The 16,027-nt window shown below is 66.4% G+C and carries 13 protein-coding genes and 4 pseudogenes; 10 read left to right on the top strand and 7 right to left on the bottom strand.

Annotated features, from left to right (window positions below; translation table 11 throughout):
• Positions 1 to 359: 359 nt before the first annotated feature.
• From QFZ82_RS39160 to QFZ82_RS39145, 4 genes are all read left to right on the top strand, one after another.
• The gene (locus QFZ82_RS39160; protein ID WP_307711472.1) at positions 360 to 1,370 is read left to right on the top strand and encodes a DUF6192 family protein; all 1,011 of its coding nucleotides are present in this window, start codon (positions 360 to 362) and stop codon (positions 1,368 to 1,370) included.
• 3 nt (positions 1,371 to 1,373) lie between these two features.
• Positions 1,374 to 1,787, top strand: a complete 414-nt coding sequence (locus QFZ82_RS39155; protein WP_307711471.1) for a hypothetical protein — start codon at positions 1,374 to 1,376, stop codon at positions 1,785 to 1,787.
• Positions 1,788 to 1,794: 7 nt separating this feature from the next.
• A complete protein-coding gene (locus QFZ82_RS39150; protein ID WP_373429223.1) occupies positions 1,795 to 2,655 on the top strand; it encodes an IS5 family transposase in 861 nt (286 codons plus the stop codon).
• 365 nt (positions 2,656 to 3,020) lie between these two features.
• Positions 3,021 to 4,273 (top strand): IS3 family transposase gene (locus QFZ82_RS39145; protein ID WP_307711262.1). Its coding sequence is split into 2 segments (ribosomal slippage): positions 3,021 to 3,303 and positions 3,303 to 4,273, totalling 1,254 coding nucleotides; the frame shifts between segments, so codons are not numbered across the junction.
• Here the strand turns inward: QFZ82_RS39145 and QFZ82_RS39140 are convergent.
• From QFZ82_RS39140 to QFZ82_RS39130, 3 genes and pseudogenes are all read right to left on the bottom strand, one after another.
• Positions 4,257 to 5,113 (bottom strand): IS5 family transposase gene (locus QFZ82_RS39140; RefSeq protein ID WP_373429222.1). Its coding sequence is split into 2 segments (ribosomal slippage): positions 4,257 to 4,780 and positions 4,780 to 5,113, totalling 858 coding nucleotides; the frame shifts between segments, so codons are not numbered across the junction. The two genes, QFZ82_RS39145 and QFZ82_RS39140, sit on opposite strands and share 17 nt — an antisense overlap.
• A gap of 84 nt (positions 5,114 to 5,197) precedes the next feature.
• Complete coding sequence (locus QFZ82_RS39135) at positions 5,198 to 6,808, bottom strand: IS1182 family transposase (protein ID WP_307711470.1); 1,611 nt, start codon at positions 6,806 to 6,808, stop codon at positions 5,198 to 5,200.
• Between the two features lie 169 nt (positions 6,809 to 6,977).
• Positions 6,978 to 7,607 (bottom strand): annotated as a pseudogene (locus QFZ82_RS39130) (transposase); the annotation flags it as partial.
• Between the two features lie 147 nt (positions 7,608 to 7,754).
• On the opposite strand from QFZ82_RS39130, the pseudogene QFZ82_RS39125 reads away from it, so the two are divergent.
• Positions 7,755 to 7,919: pseudogene (locus QFZ82_RS39125) on the top strand (IS110 family transposase); the annotation flags it as partial.
• A gap of 98 nt (positions 7,920 to 8,017) precedes the next feature.
• On the opposite strand, the gene QFZ82_RS39120 reads toward QFZ82_RS39125, so the two are convergent.
• On the bottom strand, positions 8,018 to 8,992 hold the full coding sequence (locus tag QFZ82_RS39120) for a LuxR C-terminal-related transcriptional regulator (RefSeq protein ID WP_307711334.1): 975 nt from the start codon (positions 8,990 to 8,992) through the stop codon (positions 8,018 to 8,020).
• 257 nt (positions 8,993 to 9,249) lie between these two features.
• On the opposite strand from QFZ82_RS39120, the gene QFZ82_RS39115 reads away from it, so the two are divergent.
• From QFZ82_RS39115 to QFZ82_RS39100, 4 genes are all read left to right on the top strand, one after another.
• Positions 9,250 to 9,453 carry a hypothetical protein gene (locus QFZ82_RS39115; protein WP_307711210.1) on the top strand — a complete coding sequence of 68 codons (204 nt, stop codon included), beginning with the start codon at positions 9,250 to 9,252 and terminating at the stop codon, positions 9,451 to 9,453.
• Between the two features lie 52 nt (positions 9,454 to 9,505).
• Positions 9,506 to 9,769 (top strand): hypothetical protein, encoded by a 264-nt coding sequence (locus QFZ82_RS39110; RefSeq protein ID WP_307711211.1) that lies wholly within the window; start codon positions 9,506 to 9,508, stop codon positions 9,767 to 9,769.
• A gap of 641 nt (positions 9,770 to 10,410) precedes the next feature.
• The gene (locus QFZ82_RS39105; protein ID WP_307711335.1) at positions 10,411 to 10,641 is read left to right on the top strand and encodes a DUF5988 family protein; all 231 of its coding nucleotides are present in this window, start codon (positions 10,411 to 10,413) and stop codon (positions 10,639 to 10,641) included.
• Between the two features lie 148 nt (positions 10,642 to 10,789).
• Positions 10,790 to 11,191, top strand: a complete 402-nt coding sequence (locus tag QFZ82_RS39100; protein ID WP_307711318.1) for a hypothetical protein — start codon at positions 10,790 to 10,792, stop codon at positions 11,189 to 11,191.
• Positions 11,192 to 11,196: 5 nt separating this feature from the next.
• On the opposite strand, the pseudogene QFZ82_RS39095 reads toward QFZ82_RS39100, so the two are convergent.
• The 3 genes and pseudogenes from QFZ82_RS39095 to QFZ82_RS39085 all read right to left on the bottom strand — a co-directional run.
• Positions 11,197 to 11,319, bottom strand: a pseudogene (locus QFZ82_RS39095) (IS5/IS1182 family transposase); the annotation flags it as partial.
• A gap of 110 nt (positions 11,320 to 11,429) precedes the next feature.
• Positions 11,430 to 13,211: a reverse transcriptase/maturase family protein gene (locus QFZ82_RS39090; RefSeq protein ID WP_307711302.1), complete on the bottom strand. Its 1,782-nt coding sequence runs from the start codon at positions 13,209 to 13,211 to the stop codon at positions 11,430 to 11,432.
• Between the two features lie 536 nt (positions 13,212 to 13,747).
• A pseudogene (locus QFZ82_RS39085) lies at positions 13,748 to 14,430 on the bottom strand (IS5 family transposase); the annotation flags it as partial.
• A 367-nt stretch (positions 14,431 to 14,797) separates the two neighbouring features.
• Between QFZ82_RS39085 and QFZ82_RS39080 the strand changes: the two are divergent.
• Positions 14,798 to 15,957, top strand: a protein-coding gene (locus QFZ82_RS39080; protein ID WP_307711216.1) for an IS3 family transposase whose coding sequence is annotated in 2 segments (ribosomal slippage) — positions 14,798 to 15,062 and positions 15,062 to 15,957 — 1,161 coding nt in all. Because the reading frame shifts where the segments join, the coding sequence is not laid out codon by codon here.
• Positions 15,958 to 16,027: the final 70 nt, after the last annotated feature.

The raw sequence follows: 16,027 nt of genomic DNA, 5'->3' as shown, positions 1-16,027 counted from the left end.
GGCGTTGATGCAGCGTGGTGATCAGGTCGAGTGCCCGGTTTGCGGCCGGTCGTGGACGGTGGGGGTCGAGCGGTCGCGGTCGGCGGTCTACTGTTCGTCGCGGTGCCGGGTCCGTGCCTGCCGCGAAAGACAGGCGTCGCGGAACGGTGTTACCGAAACGCCGTAGGCGAACGGCACGGAAACACCACAGGTCACAGCCGTTTTGCACAATCTCCGGGGGCGGACAACCGGTGCTTCGAGCGCCCCTGGTTCACGCTCTGCCCCGTCATGTCGGGTCCGCGTCACGGTGGAAGTCGGCCTGGGCCGGAACCACTCATTCGACCACCACCGGGTGGTTGATCCGGCCGGGGGCGAGGGCGGTGATCATCGTGTCAGACCGGATCGGCAACGTCACTCGAACTCGTTACGAACAGCTCGTCGCCGAGGCCCGCGACCTGATCAACCAGATGACGAAGGCCCAGTTCGCGCTGGGTGACAAGGCCCTGGAGATCGAGCCGATGCGGCCGGTCGGCGGGTCGATGCCGAACGGCACCGACGACCTGTTCACCGTTGAGGAGTCGTTGCAGATGTTCGCCGACGACATCGGGGTGGCCCGCTCCACGGTCGAGGACTGGCGGTGGACCGCCTCGCGCTGGCCGGAGGCCAAGCGCAAGGGCGGCGTGTCGTTCACCGTCCACAAGATCCTGGCCTCGATCCAGGACGAGGACGAGCGGTGGGCAGCGATCGAGGATGCCCCTTTCAACTCGCGCACGGGCAAGCGGCAGTGGGCACCGGACGCGGCGAAACGCCTGGTCGGGCAGCGGGTTGACCGGCCGGTGACGGTCGAGGAGAAGATCCAGGCAGTCACCGACCTGACCCGCGATGAGGAAGTCGCCTCCCGGGTGACCGTCGACCTTCTGTCGCGGCCGGCCGCCGCGGCCCAGATCACCCCCGACGAACGGCTCCGGGTCGTTCGCGAGCTCACCCGGGACGACGACGTCGCCAAGCAGGTGACCACCGAGATGCTGAAACGCCCCGACGTCGCGAGGGAGACTATGCGGGATGACACCGCCCGCTTTCTGGTCAACCGGGCCCAGTTCGACAACTCCGCGAAGGCCCGCGAGACGATCCGCGAACGCACCCCGGCCGTCCGCAAGATCGAGCACACCATCGAATACCTCGACCTGGTCGGCTCCTGCCACCAGTTCGTCGCCACCCTCGGCCGCCTCGTCCCCAGGATGAGGGGCCAGGAGTTCACCGACGACGAGCGCGAGACCGTCCGCCGCGGCATCTCCAAGGTCCGGGCCGCAGCCGACTGGCTCGAAGCCGCGATCGACAACGGCGAGTTCACCCTGGACGAGCAGCTGGCCAAACTCCTCAAGGGCGAGTAGGCCATGCCCCGACGCCGGGAGGCCCGGCCTCTTGCGGAGCACTACGGCGACCTCGTGCGCGTCGCCCTGATGGAAGCCCGTCCCGCCGGCCTCCAGAGCCGACAGCTCATCACCGCCACCCGCCTGACGAAATACCAGGTCGAGCGAGGGATCCGGCACCTTCGGGATGTCGGGGCGGCCGAACACCTCACTCCGATCATCTGGCGTCGGCGGGACGGATACATGTTCTCCGACGACCCGGCGGACTGGATCGAATACGAGAAGAAGCAGTTCCGCCTCATCCTCGGCCGGCTCACCCGGATGATCACCGGCACGCTGGACCCGCACCTAGCCCGCTACCCCGACGACGAATGGGCCCAGCTGGCATCCGCCCAGCTCACCGGTGTCCGCGCGACCCTGGCCCAGCTCACCCGATAGATCCGTGATGCGTGACTCAACCCGCCGCCACCGCTATCCCTCCGACACCACCGTCGCCGAGTGGGCCCTGATCGAGCCGCTGCTGCCGACCCCGGCCTGTCAGACCAAGACCGGTGGACATCCGGAGAAATGGCCGCGGCGGGACGTTGTCGACGCGATCCGCTTCATCGTCGACAACGGCGCCAAATGGAGGGCTCTACCTGCGGATTTCCCTCCCTGGCAGACCGTTTACGGGTTCTTCTGGCGCTGGAACCGGGCCGGAGTCGTCACCTTCATCCGCGACCAGCTCCGCCGACGGATCCGCACGGACAAGGGCCGCTGCCCCTTCCCGGTCACCCTGATCGTCGACTCCCAGTCCGTGAAAGCGGCCTCCACCGTCGGCAAGGACAGTCGCGGCTACGACGCCGGCAAGAAAATCAACGGGCGCAAAAGACACATCGTGGTCGACACCCTCGGACTGCCCGTGATGATCACGGTGACCCCCGGCGATGCCCGGGACGAGGTCATGGCCAGGGACCTGCTCTGGCGCCTGAGGCTCACGCACCCCCAGATCACCCAGATCTGGGCCGACTCCGCATACTCCCGTGACCTGCTGCCCGCCTGGACCGCGGACCACCTGTGGTTGACCCTGCGGCCCGTCCTCCGGCCCAAGGGCGCGAAGGGATTCGTCGTGCTGCCCCGCCGCTGGAAGGTCGAACGGTCCCTCGGCTGGATCATGAACGCCCGCCGCAACTGCCGGGACTACGAGCGACTGCCCCAGCACTCCGAAGCCCACCTGAACTGGGCATTCATCACCCTCATGACACGGCGCCTGACCCGAAAAGGCTCCCGCACTGACAGCTGGACGAAGAAAACAAAGCCAGCCTGAGAGACAGCCCGATCAAACGTCCTCGATCTCGGTCGTCACCGTCGTCGTTTCCCGGATGAGCCGGTGAGAGACAGAACGAGGCGCGTGAACGCGGCACCACTCAAGACGTTCAATAGCCGCGTCCCGCTCGCGGAACCTTGCCTCCAAGGTATGCCACTGACCCTCGTGACCAGCCTGGACAGTCCACACGATCCTACGAACCTCCGTCGTCACCGACCCCGACGCGCTGACGTTCACCATGCCCACAAGCTACTCGTCCCAGACCAGTTGCAAACAGCGGTTGAAAGACACCTACTAAGAGGATGTCTCACGTGGTGAACCGTTCCGGGTTCGGTAGGGACTCGATCATTTGAGAGGATCGAGTCATGGCACGTCCTTCCCAGTACCCGCTTGAGCTGCGCCGTCGGGCGGTGCGGATGGTCGCCGAGGTGCGGCCGGAGTACGACACCGAGTGGGCCGCTATGAAAGCGGTCGCCCAGAAGCTGGGCATCGGCACGACCGAGACCCTGCGGAAGTGGGTACGGCAGGACCAGATCGACGCTGGGACCCGGCCGGGGACGACGACGGAGGAGTCCGCCGAGCTGAAGCGGCTGAAGAAGGAGAACGCCGAGCTCAAGCGGGCGAACGAGATCCTCAAAGCCGCGGCGTCTTTCTTCGCGGCCGAGCTCGACCGGCCACACACACGCTCGTAGCGTTCATCGACGAGCACAAGGACCGCTTCGGCGGCGTCGAGCCGATCTGCCGCGTGCTGACGATGCACGACTGCAGGATCGCCTCCTCCACCTACTATGCCCACCGCAGACGCCGGACCGCGCCGTCCGCCAGGACCGTGCGGGACGGCGAGCTGAAGGAACTGATCCAGCACGTCTACGACGCCAACTACCGCGTCTACGGGGCGAGGAAGATCTGGCGGGAGCTGAACCGGCAGGGCCAGGCCGTGGCCCGCTGCACCGTCGAACGCCTGATGCGCGAGCTCGGCATCACCGGCGCGGTCCGCGGCAAACGCGTGATCACCACGCTTCCCGGCGGCCAGGCCGGGCGGGCTCCCGACCTCGTGGACCGCAACTTCGTCGCCGGCGCCCCGAACCGCTGCTGGGTCGCGGACTTCACCCATGTCAGAACGTGGGCCGGCGTCGTCTACGTCGCCTTCGTCGTGGACACCTTCTCCCGCCGGATCGTCGGCTGGTCGGCCGCCACCGTGAAGGAGACGGTCTTCGTGCTGGACGCCCTGGAGATGGCGATCTGGCAGCGCGACCGTGATCAACATCCAGTCCAGCCAGGTGAGTTGATCCATCACTCCGATGCCGGGTCGCAATACACGAGTTTCCGGCTCGCCGAGCACCTGGACGCCGCCGGTATCGCCGCCTCGATCGGCTCGGTCGGCGACGCCTACGACAATGCCCTGATGGAGAGCACGATCGGGCTGTTCAAGACCGAGCTGATCAAGCCCCGACGGCCGTGGAAGACGCTGTCCGACGTCGAGCTCGCCACCGCCGAGTACGTCGACTGGTACAACCACCGACGACTCCACGGTGAGATAGGCCACGTCCCGCCCGTTGAATACGAGAACAACCACTACCGGGCAACCACAAAACCCCAGGTCACAACCAACAACTGAGATCTCTACCGAACCCGGAACGGTTCATGGTGAGTTTTGCGAGCTTCTTGTAGCAGGTCAGGGCCGCCGCGAGTCCGAGGAAGGCCAGGAAGTGGCTGCCCTTTCGCTCGTATCGGACGGTCAGGCGGCGGTAGCCGAAGAGCCAGGAGATCGACCGTTCGATCTTCCAGCGGTGCCGGCCGAGACGCTCGCTGGACTCGATGCCGGGCCTGGCGATGCGCGGGACGATGCCCCGCTCGCGCAGCCACTTCAGCCTCTCGGCGGAGTGGTACGCCTTGTCGGCACGGAGCCTGCCGGGGCGGCGTCTACGGGGACCGCGCCTCGAGCGGATGGCGGGTATGCCCAGGACCAGCGGCAGCAGCGCCTGGCTGTCATGAACGTTCGCGCCAGAGACGCCAAGAGCGAGGGGTAAGCCTTGCGCGTCGGACAGTACGTGGAGCTTGCTGCCCTTCTTGCCCCGGTCGACCGGATTGCGCCCGGTCAGCGATCCCCCTTTTTCGCACGGACCGAGGCCGCGTCCACGATCGCCGAGGTCCAGTCCACCTCACCACGGGCCCCGAGTTCGTCCAGAACGGCCCGATGCAGCCGCCGCCACAGCCTGTCCTTGGTCCAAGCGGAGAACCGGCGGTGCGCGGTGGCCGGCGAGACACCGAAAGTCTCCGGCAGATGGCGCCAGGCACAGCCGCTGGTCAGCACGTACACCACAGCCGTGAACGCTGCTCGCTCATCGACCGGGGCCGTGCCTCCACCCTGCGGACGGGAAGTAAACGAAGGCAACAACGGTGCGACGAGCGACCAGAGTTCGTCAGGAACCAACCGCTGCGACAAACCAACAACCATGGCAAAGCATCATGCCGCATCCACCTAACGCCACGTGAGACACCCTCTAAGCTTGACTCTGTCGGGGATCTTGGTGTCGTCTGCTCAGTCTCTGGCGGACCGCCAAGACCTCGGCCGGGGGATCCCGTGCTGGTCCAGGAAGTTCTGGAAGGCGGTCGGCGGCCGGGACGGAGGTGCTTCTCCGGTCGGCGGCCGTCGGCTGAGGCGCTCGATGTTTGCGGCGATGGCTGTTAGCACGTGTTGTAGGTGGGCTTTCTGCTGTCCCCGGTAGCGGCAGCGGCGCATGCCGTGTCCGTGAGCGAGCTCGTTGATCGTGCCTTCCACTCCGGAGCGGACCGCATAGCGGGCCTGCCATTCGGGTGTCTGTTGCTCGGCGCGGACTCGGAGTTGCAGGTCACGGAGTTCTCGCGGAGGAAAGCCCACGGTTCGGGCGCTGTCAGTGGTGGTCGTGCAGCGGGTGCGGACCGGGCAGGGACGGCACTGGCTCTTGGTGAACCGTGCCACGATCAGAGGTGCCGCGGTGGGTGAGGAGGTCGGATAGGGGCCGTGCCATCCCGCGCTGGTCTCGCCCTGCGGGCAGGTGACCTGCTGGCGGTCGAAGTCGATGTGGAAGTCGTCGCGGCCGAAGCCGTCGTTCTTGCGGTGCTGGCGGGTGGAGTTGACCGGTAGCGGTCCGGTGACCGTGACCTGGTGTTCGCGGGCTGCCTGTTCCAGATGGACCAGGGAGGTGTAGCCGCCGTCGACCAGATGCTCGGCGGGCAGCAGCCCGCGGTGCTTGAGCCGGGTGTGAATGCCGGGCAGCGCCTTCGCGTCGTAGCCGGTGGCGTCGGTGGTGGCCACATCTGTGATCACGTTGACGCCGTCGGGATCACAGGTCTCAGTGAGATGTGCGACGAACCCTTTCCAACGGGTGACGTGTCCGCGGCGCGCGTAGCGGGCCGTCGGGTCGCAGGGCGAGACGACCGCGACGGCCGAGGGCGGCAGGCCGCCGTCCTCGGCGGTGCGCCAGCGCAGGCGGCCGGCCCCGTCGCGGTAGTAGTTCTGCACCATGATCTGCCGCAGGGCCTGGACCCGGGGACCGGACAGGCGATCCGCCTCATGCTCCCCGACGTGCTCCAGCAGGCGGACGGCGTCGCCGCCTGTGGCAAGGATCCTGGTCTTGGGGCGGGTGGGGTTCTTGCCCAGACGGACCGGACGGCCGTAGCGGCGCCCCCACTCCTCGTCCACCAGGCCGGCCAGCAGGTGCGGAGCTGTGCCGGCCAGCTCTTCCAGCGCGGCGCGGACGGCCTCGGTGACCAGTTCCAGCCGGGTCAGGTCGCGCACCGCGGCCAGGACGTGGGTGGAGTCCGTGCGCTGGGTGGTGCGCTCGCGGACGAGACCGGCCTTCTTCAGGCGCTCGAGCGCGAGGTCGAGGAGACGGTCGGCTCGGCCGCCCTCGGTGAGACGCTCACGGAAGTCGGCCAGCACGCTGTGGTGGAAGCCGGGATCGTCCAGTTCCATGGCCAGCGCGTACTTGAAATCGATACGGCAGCGGACCGCCTCGGCCGCCTGCCGGTCCGACAGACCGAGCAGGAACTGCAGCACGCAGACGGTGGCCAGCTGGGCGGGCGAAAGCCCCGGGCGGCCATCGCGCGGGTACCAGTCGGCGAAGTCCTCGTCCCGCCACAGCCCGCCCAGGTGGTCTCTGACCCACATCGCCGTTGTACCGCCCGGGTTGCTCGCCCGCGCCATCTGCACGGTCAGAGAAGGAACTTGCTCACCAGAGCGGGCGTGGAGCGACAACGGGCACCTCGACAACTGCATCGGTCCTTGAACAGAGCCGAGCATGCCCGTTGATCACGCTGCCCCGCCGGGGATCCCCAAGATCCCCGACAGAGTCAAGCTCAGTGCCGTCGACGCGGACGCCCATCAGGACCAGGAGGCAGGAGTGCGCCTGGGACAAGCGGATCTTGGGATGGACGCCGTCGGCCCAGACGTAGACGTAGTCCGATCCGGCCAGGTCACGGCGCTGGAAGGCGGCGTGGTCGGCGGTCCACTGCTGCGTCAGCCGGGTCACCGTGGCCGGCGGCAGCCCGGCTGAGGAGCCCAGGAACTGCTCCATCGCAGGCACGAAGTCACCTGACGACAGGCCGTGGAGACAGAGCAGCGGCAGCACCTCGCTGATCTTCGGGGACTTCCGGCACCACGGCGCCAGGATCTTCGAGGAGAACCGCTGACGTTCACCCGTCGTCTCGTCGACCCGCTTGTCGTTCACGCGCGGGGCGGCCACCTCGACCGGGCCGGCAGCCGTGGTCACCGTCCGCGGCCGGTGCCGGCCGTTGCGGACCACCAGCCGGCGACCGGCCTCGTCACGCTGCCCGGCGAGCTCGGCTATGTACTGGTCCACCTCCGTCTCCAGAGCGGCGGCCAGCATCCGCCGAGCACCCTCGCGGACGATCTCGTCGATCAGGGAACCGGCCTCGGTGGTGCCGTCTTCATTGACTACGCTGAGCACGGGCGTGCCTTCCCGACCCGCGTTCGCAGCGCGGGCCTACTCGGTGACTTGACGATCACTCACTCGGGAAGGTACGCCCTTCACGCGTCCTCCACAGGAGCTGATCCACAAGTCCTGAGCATTGCTCGTCGCCCCTCCCGCTCCTGCCCCGTATCCAAAGCCTTCTACGAACGCAAGAGAGCCGAGGGAAAGAACCACAAGCAGGCAATCATCGCGCTCGCGCGACGTCGTCTGAACGTCCTGTGGGCCCTCATACGCGACGGTCGCACCTTCGAGATCACCGCGCCGCCGAGCCCCATCCCGCTGAGCTGACACGCTCACAGTGAGTCACGAGGCTGTGTTGACAAACACATTGGGAATCAGTAACCGGCTCAACCACGAGTCATTTTCGTGTCAGTCCCTCCCCAGGATCACAGCCACCCTCGTCTGGCGGCGTTCACGCCTGCCTGGAATCTGCTGGCTGCCTCCAGCCTCTCCATCAGGTGGGACATCATGCGGCGGACCGTGCGCAGCGAGACACCGAGCTTTCGGGCCGCGGACTCGTCCGTGTCGCCGGAGGCGATGATGCGCAGCAGGGTGCGTTCCACGGGCGTGCACCCGTTGTCGTCCGCCGGCGGCTGCTCACCGAAGGAGGTCCCTGTCGCCCAGCACTGCTCGAACAGCGCGCACAGGGCGGCCATGACGCCTGGGCTCTGGATCTCCAGCGCGCCTGAGCGGGGCGCAGACGGGTCCAGAGGCAGGATCGCGATGCGGCGGTCGACGATGACCATCTGTATGGGCACGGTCGGCACGGTGCGCAGTTCGCCGCCGTGTTCGATGAGCCAGTGGGCGTAGGCGAGTGTGTCGGGGTCGTTGCGGAAGCTTTCCCTGCAAACTGCCCTGATGGTGACGCCGCGGCGCAGTGCTTGCTCGTTGAGCGGAGTGGCGGCGCTACGGGCGTCGGGCCGGTGTGCGCCTCCCGGATTGAGTGACAGGCATTCGAACTCCGTCGTGCGCTGCAGCTCCTCCAGCCGGGCGCGGACGGCGTCCAGCCCCTGAAGTCTGATGGCGCTGTCGGACAGCCGGTTGCTGCGGTGCTCGGCGGCAATGGCGGCAATCGCCGCGCGTGTGGTCTCCACCTGGGCCTGCCGCCCGGCGAGTTCGGCTTCCGTCGAGGCGAGCAGCGTCGACAACCCGACCTCGGGACTCACCGGCCGGAGCCTTCCTCCGAACTGGTCGGACGGCTTGAGCAGCGCCAACGCCGCCAGTTCGTCGAACGCGGCCCGTATCTCGGCCTCGGTGAGGCCCGTGTCCTTGGACAAGGCGGCCACCCCGTGATCCGGGTACTGCAGCGTCGTCCGGTACACGGTTTCCGCATGAGCTGACAGTCCGAGCAGTTGCAGCACGTCGCTCTCTCCCCAGATCTACACCTTCGGCAAGGTCAGGCTTCCGGAGGGGCAGGAGGTGAACAAGTGTCAATGGAGACAACCTGGATCGGCGAGGAGGTGGCTCCAAAGTGCCAGGCAGCTTGAAGCCCGCCGTCTGCTAGTGACACCGCTTCGACGGTTGGACAGGCTTAACCCATCGAACGCAACACCCTACAAAACAGGGTGAAGGCAGAGAAACGACGCAATAGACGGCTATTCAAAAGGTGGAGTCTGTCATGTCCCGGATCATCGCAGTGCTGCTCACGTCCGCCGCTTCGATCGCCGGCGTCACCGCCTCCGGCGCCGTCGCCCCCAGCGCTTCGGAGCCCCGAGGCGTGGTAGCGGGTGACGGATTCGGCTGGGGCACCGGACAGATCCTCGACGACGGATACGGCTGGAGCCACCCCAAGGACACCACCAACTCCCCCCGGCAGCTCTGACACCGACGGCAGACGGGGACACACACCAGCCCCCGCTGAAACTCCGATGTACATGATCACAATACGGCTGGTCGGTTCCCGTGGAACCCCCGCTGCTCCGGCCCGCCTCAGAGAACTGCTCACGGCCCACTTCGCCCCCGCGGACCGGATCGAGCACCTGTGGCTACGCACCAGCGCAGGCCAGATCGACATGGTCCTCTTCATCCTCGCCGGATCCGAGGCCGAAGCCCTGCTCGCCGCTCACGCCGCCTGCGGCCGGGCCCTCGACCGCTCACCCCAGCTGACGGCGTGGCGCATGCACGACACCTACCACTAGTACTCCAGCAGGATTTTGCTGTCTGACCTGGGGGTTTCGCTGGGCGGCTGGAGTGTAGCGGGCTTCGGAGTGGTCAGAGGTGGTCTTCGGGAGGCCACCCCTCGATCGTGCGAGAGCGACGCAGGTAGTGGCAGCGGCGGGCGACCGCTTGGCGTTTCCGGCGCCCCCGCCGTACCGACCCACCGCCCGACACCCACCGCCCCCGCACTCTCACTCACATACGACCGTCCGTCCTCAAACCCTTCTCAACACCCCCGCCCGCGGCCTCGCCACCCCGGTCGACGTCTACCTCGCGTCCGACATGAACACCGACTGTGCGACCCACGCAAGCCAGGCGGTCGAGGCCACCGAACGCACCGGTTTCGGCGGCTTCTCGGCCACCGAGCAAGGGCACAACCCGCTGCTGGGGATCGGCACTGAGCTCGTCCAGCTGTGGCCTGACATGGTCGACGTCATTCTCGGGTCAACCGTGACACACCTACACCCAGACACTCGAGGCGGCGCCCGCGATCGCACAGCGGCTGGCGCTGAGTTCGCCGGACCGTGCTCAGCAGCGACATCGCCCCTGCTCACCCGCTTCGGCTCCGGAACCGTGTACGCCGCCCAAGTGGCGCGCCTGCCATGACTATGGAGGAATCCTGATGCCCACGATCCACATTCGACTGGTTGGCGGCCCGGCCGCATTCCCGCAGGAACAACGGGACAGGACGGTGACACCGGAGAGTCTTGAGGAACTGGACGACCGGGTCAGAGTCCGGTTCCTGGCCGGGTGGGAGCATTTCGAGTACACCGGCGACGAGTCGGCCGATCCCGCCGACGGGACAGTCGTACGATGCTACGAGTGGATCTACCGCACCCATATCGCCGAATGACAGTGAGGATGTAAGTGAGCGTTCCCCGGCGGGGTCTGACCCACCCACTGGCTGACTAACTGATCGTTTCAGAATGCCGTCCTGCGGAGACGCTGGCGGCCCCATGGAACAATCCTTTCAGCCACGGGCTCAGGGGAGATGACGCCGTATGGAACGGGTTGGGGCTGCGCGAGACCTCGTGCTCGGTTACGTCCGCGCTCTGAACGCGATTGATGAGGCCATGAAGGGGGCGATCCCCTCGCTTGAGCGACTGGCGGACATCGTCGGCCTGGCCCGTTCGCGCTGGATCAGCCGGAGTGATCACGTCGGCACCTACTCGTACAAGGTTCATGGGGCAGGGTGCCGCTTCGTGAGCGACAACGGCACTGAGGTCGATGTGGACTTTGCAGCCGACGGGAGCGAAATCTTCGACCCCTGGCGGCTACGCGGGTATGGGCTGAGCCTGCCGGAGCCTCTTGAGGTCACGGATCAGGACATGCGGTCCGCAGTGCGGTCGCTGCAACCGCTTCTGAACGAGGTGCGGCCGGGGTGGTTCAGCGTAGCCAACTGATCGCTTCAGGGCGAGGTTCGTAGGCGGCGGAGGCATATGAGACTGCAAGCCAGTTCGAGCAGGCCCTGGTGGAGATCGGCGCGTCGCTCGTAGCGGGTGCGGAGCCGTTTGAACTGGTGCAGCCAGGCGGTTGGGTCGGCCGCGCGGCGAGGTGCTTGCCGTGGGGGCGAGTCCTGTTCCGCGCGGCCTCCCGCCGAACCGGACATGACGGTTTCCCGGTCATCCGGCTCTCCAGTGACTACTGCGTGAGTGGTCTGGCTGGCCGTTCTGAGTGGATACGGTCGTGGCAGGTGTCGCAGGCCACGACGGTTTTGCGTCGCCGGTGGAGCATGACGCGCGCCCAGTCGGAAGGCTGCCATCCGGAATGTGCGAGGTCGGCGAGAGCGCGGACGTGGTGCACTTGCACGTTGCCCTTGCTTCCGCAGATCTCGCAGGTGTCCGCGAGGAGTCTCGCGATGAGTTCCTTCTGCGGATAGTCCACCCGTACCGGCTCGCGATCGGCGAGTTCTGCCGCCCGCTGCCGTTGGAGGGGAATCCCGCCGAACCGTGCCACCAGTGGTTTCCTGTTCTTCCGCTCGATACGGGCCTCGAAGCACACTCGGGGCCCGTTGGGGGTGTCGATTCTGGTCTTGTGCTTGGCGGCCATCTTCGACACTGACGAACGGTGCTTGGCTGCGAGAGTTTTGAGCATGGAGGTCTCCATGACCCATTGCAGCCGGTGCAGCCGGAAGACGTCTCCGGCGAGCAGGTAGTACTGGACGACGCCCCGGTAGATGGTCCCGAAGGTCGCCACGATCGCGTGATCGCTGCTGTTGGTCAGGGCCGTCTTCTTCGCGGGTTTCCCGCGGGCGATATAGGGGGCGCACTTGGCTTTGATCACGTCCCGTGGAACACGGAGTGCTATCTGACCGTTGACCCGACGGTAACGGCCGGTTTTCTTCGTGTCGTTGTGCTGGGTCGTGATCTCATAGCCGAGAAACCTAGCTGCCCGGGTGCGGGCATGGGTGATCAGCGTCTTTTCCTGGGACAGTTCCAGCTTGAGTTTGTCACGCAGGAACTGGGCCAGGCGTTGTTTGATCTGCTCGGCCTCGGCTTTCGGTCCGGTGAAACCGAGGAGGTGATCGTCCGCGTAGCGTATGTAGCGCAGCCTGCGATATGCCGGATCATTGGGATCCGCGCTCGGCAGGCTGACCATCCGCTGACGCAACGCACGGGCCTGGGCCCGATCGCCGCGCCGGCGGGCTTTCGCCAGCAGATTCTGCAACTCCAGGTAAGCCGGGTTTCGGGCCCGGCGGTCTCCTCGGGTGTACTCCGGAATCAGAACCGTTTCTACAAACTCATCCAACTTGTGCAGGTAGATGTTGGACAGGATTGGGGAGGCCACTCCGCCTTGCGGCGCTCCGGAGAGCGTGGTGCCCCATCTCCAGTCCTCCAGGTATCCGGCTGTCAGCATGTTGCGCACCAGCCGTAGAAACCGCTGGTCATGGATCTTTTCGCCGAGGATCGACAGCAGGACCTGGTGGTCCAGGCTGCCGAAGCAGTCGGCGATGTCCCCTTCGATGAACCAGGATGTCCCGGTCCAGGTGTGGTCCACCTCCCGCAACGCGGTGTGGCAGCCTCGGCGGGGACGAAATCCATGTGAGCGGTCGGAGAACGTTGGCTCGTAGTACGCCTCTAATAACAGGCGGACCACTTCTCCAACGAGCTTGTCCGACCAGGTCGGCAGCCCCAGCGGGCGCGTCTTCCCGTTCTTCTTCGGGATATGGATGCGTCGGACCGGCTTGAAGCGGTAACGCTCGTGACGCATCGCTTCAATGATCCGGCCGATCTTCCGCTGTGACATACCGTCCACGGTTTCCGACGTGACCCCGGGCGTCATCGCGCCGTGGTTGGCGTAAATGCGCCCGTAGGCCAGCAGATACAACTGCGGGTTGAACAGTTGCCTATACAGTTCATTGCACGGCAGGCCGCGCCTGCCGCGTTCACGCAGGACACCCAGCACCGTTTTGGCGCTTTGCATTCCGCATACCTCCCGGATTCGAGTGTCCGAATCACCTGGCCCCCTTCGCCCTGTGAACGGCTTTCCCGTCCTCCCTGGCCGGGCGTGACTCCGGCGACTACTACGGGGCCTCCGTCGCCATAGGACTCGCGTCCCGTAGGCGATCCCACGTTCGTCTCTGTCTGTACGTTCTAGCGCGACACAGGCGTCCCACTCATCTCCTTGAATGTCCTCGCTGAACATCGCTCCGTGCTCCGGAAGTTGCTCCGGCCACACAATCGAAGCCAGAGCAGAGCACGGCACCGGTTTCAGATGTCTTTCCGGCGGATGGGAACTTGCATCTTCTGGAGATTGGGCTTCAAACAATCCAGTCTTCGCCATATCGCGCGGGCCACCCAGCACACCGTCTCCGACAACTGAGCCCGGTCACTGGTTTTCTGACATGCTTTTGTCCCCTTCGCCTTTCGGATCCAGGTAAGTCATCGGGCCCAGGAACCTCCTTCCGAGTTCCTCCCGGCTGAGCCGGGGATACAAACAGAGCGCCTCGTGGCGCACAAGGCACGCTCGACCACCCAGCGCACCTTGCCCAGTCCGGAACCGTGGACGACACCGCGTCGCGCGATCAACGGCTTGATGCCCCGCTTCCACAGCAGGCGGCGGTACTTGTCGAAGTCATAGCCCCGGTCCGCATACAGACGCCGGGGCCTGCGGCGGGGGCGTCCCCGAAGTCCCCCAATCGGTGGGATGGCCTCCAGCAGCGGCAGGAGCTGGGTGACGTCGTGCCGGTTGCCGCCAGCGAGGGTGACGGCGAGCGGGGTTCCGTGACAGTCGACGATCAGGTGGTGCTTCGAGCCGGGGCGGGCGCGGTCGACAGGTGAGGGGCCGACGTGATCCCCCCTTTGAGAGCCCGGACGTGCGACCCGTCCACGGAGCAGTCATCCAGGTCCAGCAGGTCGGCGCGTCGAAGCTCGGTCAACAAGGCAGCGTGCAGGCGCGGCCACACGCCGGCCTCAGTCCAATCCCGCAGCCGACGCCAGGCCGTCACTCCGGAGCAGCCCACTGTCTCCATGGGGACGTCGCGCCACGCGACACCCGTCCGCAGCACGTACATGACGCCGGCGAGCGCCGCCCGGTCAGGAACGCGCAGCCGCCCGGGATAGCGGCGGCGGCGCTCAGGAGCGGGCGGCAGCAGCGGGGCCACCCGCTCCCACAGGTCGTCAGGAACAAGATCAGCGCGCACCCCGGACACCCTGCCGACCAAGATCGTTGAGCACAAGACCCGCAGCTCAACTCATTCTGAAACGACCAGTAACCTCGAAGTTTCGTGACGGTCCGCCGACGGAGTCGGTGGACCGTTTCCGTGCCGTGGGCTGAGGTTGTGCAGGCTGAGGGCCCGAGTGTCGCCTCGGGGTGGCGGCGGATTCCACTGCTCCGGGTGTTGGGGTGCTGTCGAAGGGACGGGGAATCCGCTGGTCAGCCAGGGTTGGGCAGTTGGCTGAGCCGGTCGCGGGCTGCGGTGATGTGACCGGTCCAGGTGAGCTGTACTGAGATTTGTGGAGTCCCTGATGCCAGGGTTACGGTCCTGGCGAAGGAGATCCACCAACACTATGCCTGCACCCCGTAAATACCCGGACGAGCTCCGCGAGCGCGCGGTCCGCGAGGTCCGTTCCACCGGCCGCCCGATCGCGCACGTTGCGAAGGACCTGGGCATCCATAAAGAGGCCCTGCGCGGCTGGGTCCGCCAGGCGGAGGCCGACCGTGGCGAGCGCGACGACCGGCTGACCACCGCCGAGCAGGACGAGCTCAGGCAACTCCGCAAAGAGGTGGCGGAGTTGAGGCGGGCGAACGACATCCTCAAGGCCGCGTCGGTGTTTTTTGCCCAGGAGATCGACCGTCCCCGGACGAGGCCGAGCAGGTGATCGACCATCTGCGTGACAAGGGTCTCGGGGTCGATCCCGTCTGCCGGGTGCTGGAGCTGTCGCCGTCGACGTACTTTGCCCGCAAGAAGCGGCCGAAGTCGGCCCGCCGGCTCCGCGATGAACAGCTCATGCCTGTGATCGAGTCGGTCCACGCCGAGTCGGACGGCACCTATGGAGCCCGCCGGATGACCCGTGCCCTCAAGCGCAAGGGGGTGGACGTCGCCCGCTGCACCGTCGAGCGCCTGATGGCCAAGCTGAACCTGGAGGGTGTCATTCGCGGACAGCGGCGCCGCACCACGATCTGCGAACCGTCGGCGCCGAGGCCGCCGGACCTGGTCGATCGGGACTTCACAGCCTCCCGCCCGGACGAGCTCTGGGTCGCCGACATGACTTATGTGAGGACGTGGTCGGGCTGGGCATACGTGGCGTTTGTCCTGGACGTGTACTCGCGGATGATCGTCGGCTGGCAGGTCGCGAACCACATGAGGACCGAACTGCCCCTGGACGCACTGGAGATGGGTCTGTGGAGACGCCGGATCAAGGCAGGCTCCGGCCTCATTCATCACAGCGACCGCGGATCTCAATACGTGTCAATTCGGTACACCGACCGGCTCGCTGACATCGGCGCCTCCGCGTCGGTCGGCTCCGTGGCCGACTCGTACGATAACGCGATGGCCGAGGCCCTGAACGGCACGTTCAAGGCCGAGCTGATCGAGATGCAAGGGCCGTGGCGGGACGTCGACCAGGTCGAACGGGCGATCTTCCAGTGGGTCACGTGGTACAACGAAGAACGCCTGCACTCCGCACTCGACTACGTACCGCCCGCCGAGTACGAACGCGACTTCTGACGACAACAGGAAGCCACCCCGCAGTCCGCCTGAAACAAGACCACCGGACTCTACGAAACTCGGGGCAGCT

Source organism: Streptomyces sp. V4I23 (assembly GCF_030817975.1).
In the GTDB taxonomy this organism is placed as follows: Bacteria; Actinomycetota; Actinomycetes; order Streptomycetales; family Streptomycetaceae; genus Streptomyces.
The sequence above is the reverse complement of the archived record's forward strand: the minus strand, read 5'-3'. Positions and strand labels throughout refer to the sequence as shown.

Excerpts from the sequence above, each read along its gene's own strand:
- QFZ82_RS39135 (WP_307711470.1), bottom strand. The coding sequence starts at position 6,808 with ATGTGGGTCAGAGACCACCTGGGCGGGCTGTGGCGGGACGAGGACTTC.
- QFZ82_RS39100 (WP_307711318.1), top strand. The coding sequence starts at position 10,790 with ATGGAACGGGTTGGGGCTGCGCGAGACCTCGTGCTCGGTTACGTCCGC.
- QFZ82_RS39115 (WP_307711210.1), top strand. The coding sequence starts at position 9,250 with ATGTCCCGGATCATCGCAGTGCTGCTCACGTCCGCCGCTTCGATCGCC.
- QFZ82_RS39110 (WP_307711211.1), top strand. The coding sequence starts at position 9,506 with ATGATCACAATACGGCTGGTCGGTTCCCGTGGAACCCCCGCTGCTCCG.
- QFZ82_RS39105 (WP_307711335.1), top strand. The coding sequence starts at position 10,411 with ATGCCCACGATCCACATTCGACTGGTTGGCGGCCCGGCCGCATTCCCG.
- QFZ82_RS39150 (WP_373429223.1), top strand. The coding sequence starts at position 1,795 with ATGCGTGACTCAACCCGCCGCCACCGCTATCCCTCCGACACCACCGTC.
- QFZ82_RS39090 (WP_307711302.1), bottom strand. The coding sequence starts at position 13,211 with ATGCAAAGCGCCAAAACGGTGCTGGGTGTCCTGCGTGAACGCGGCAGG.
- QFZ82_RS39155 (WP_307711471.1), top strand. The coding sequence starts at position 1,374 with ATGCCCCGACGCCGGGAGGCCCGGCCTCTTGCGGAGCACTACGGCGAC.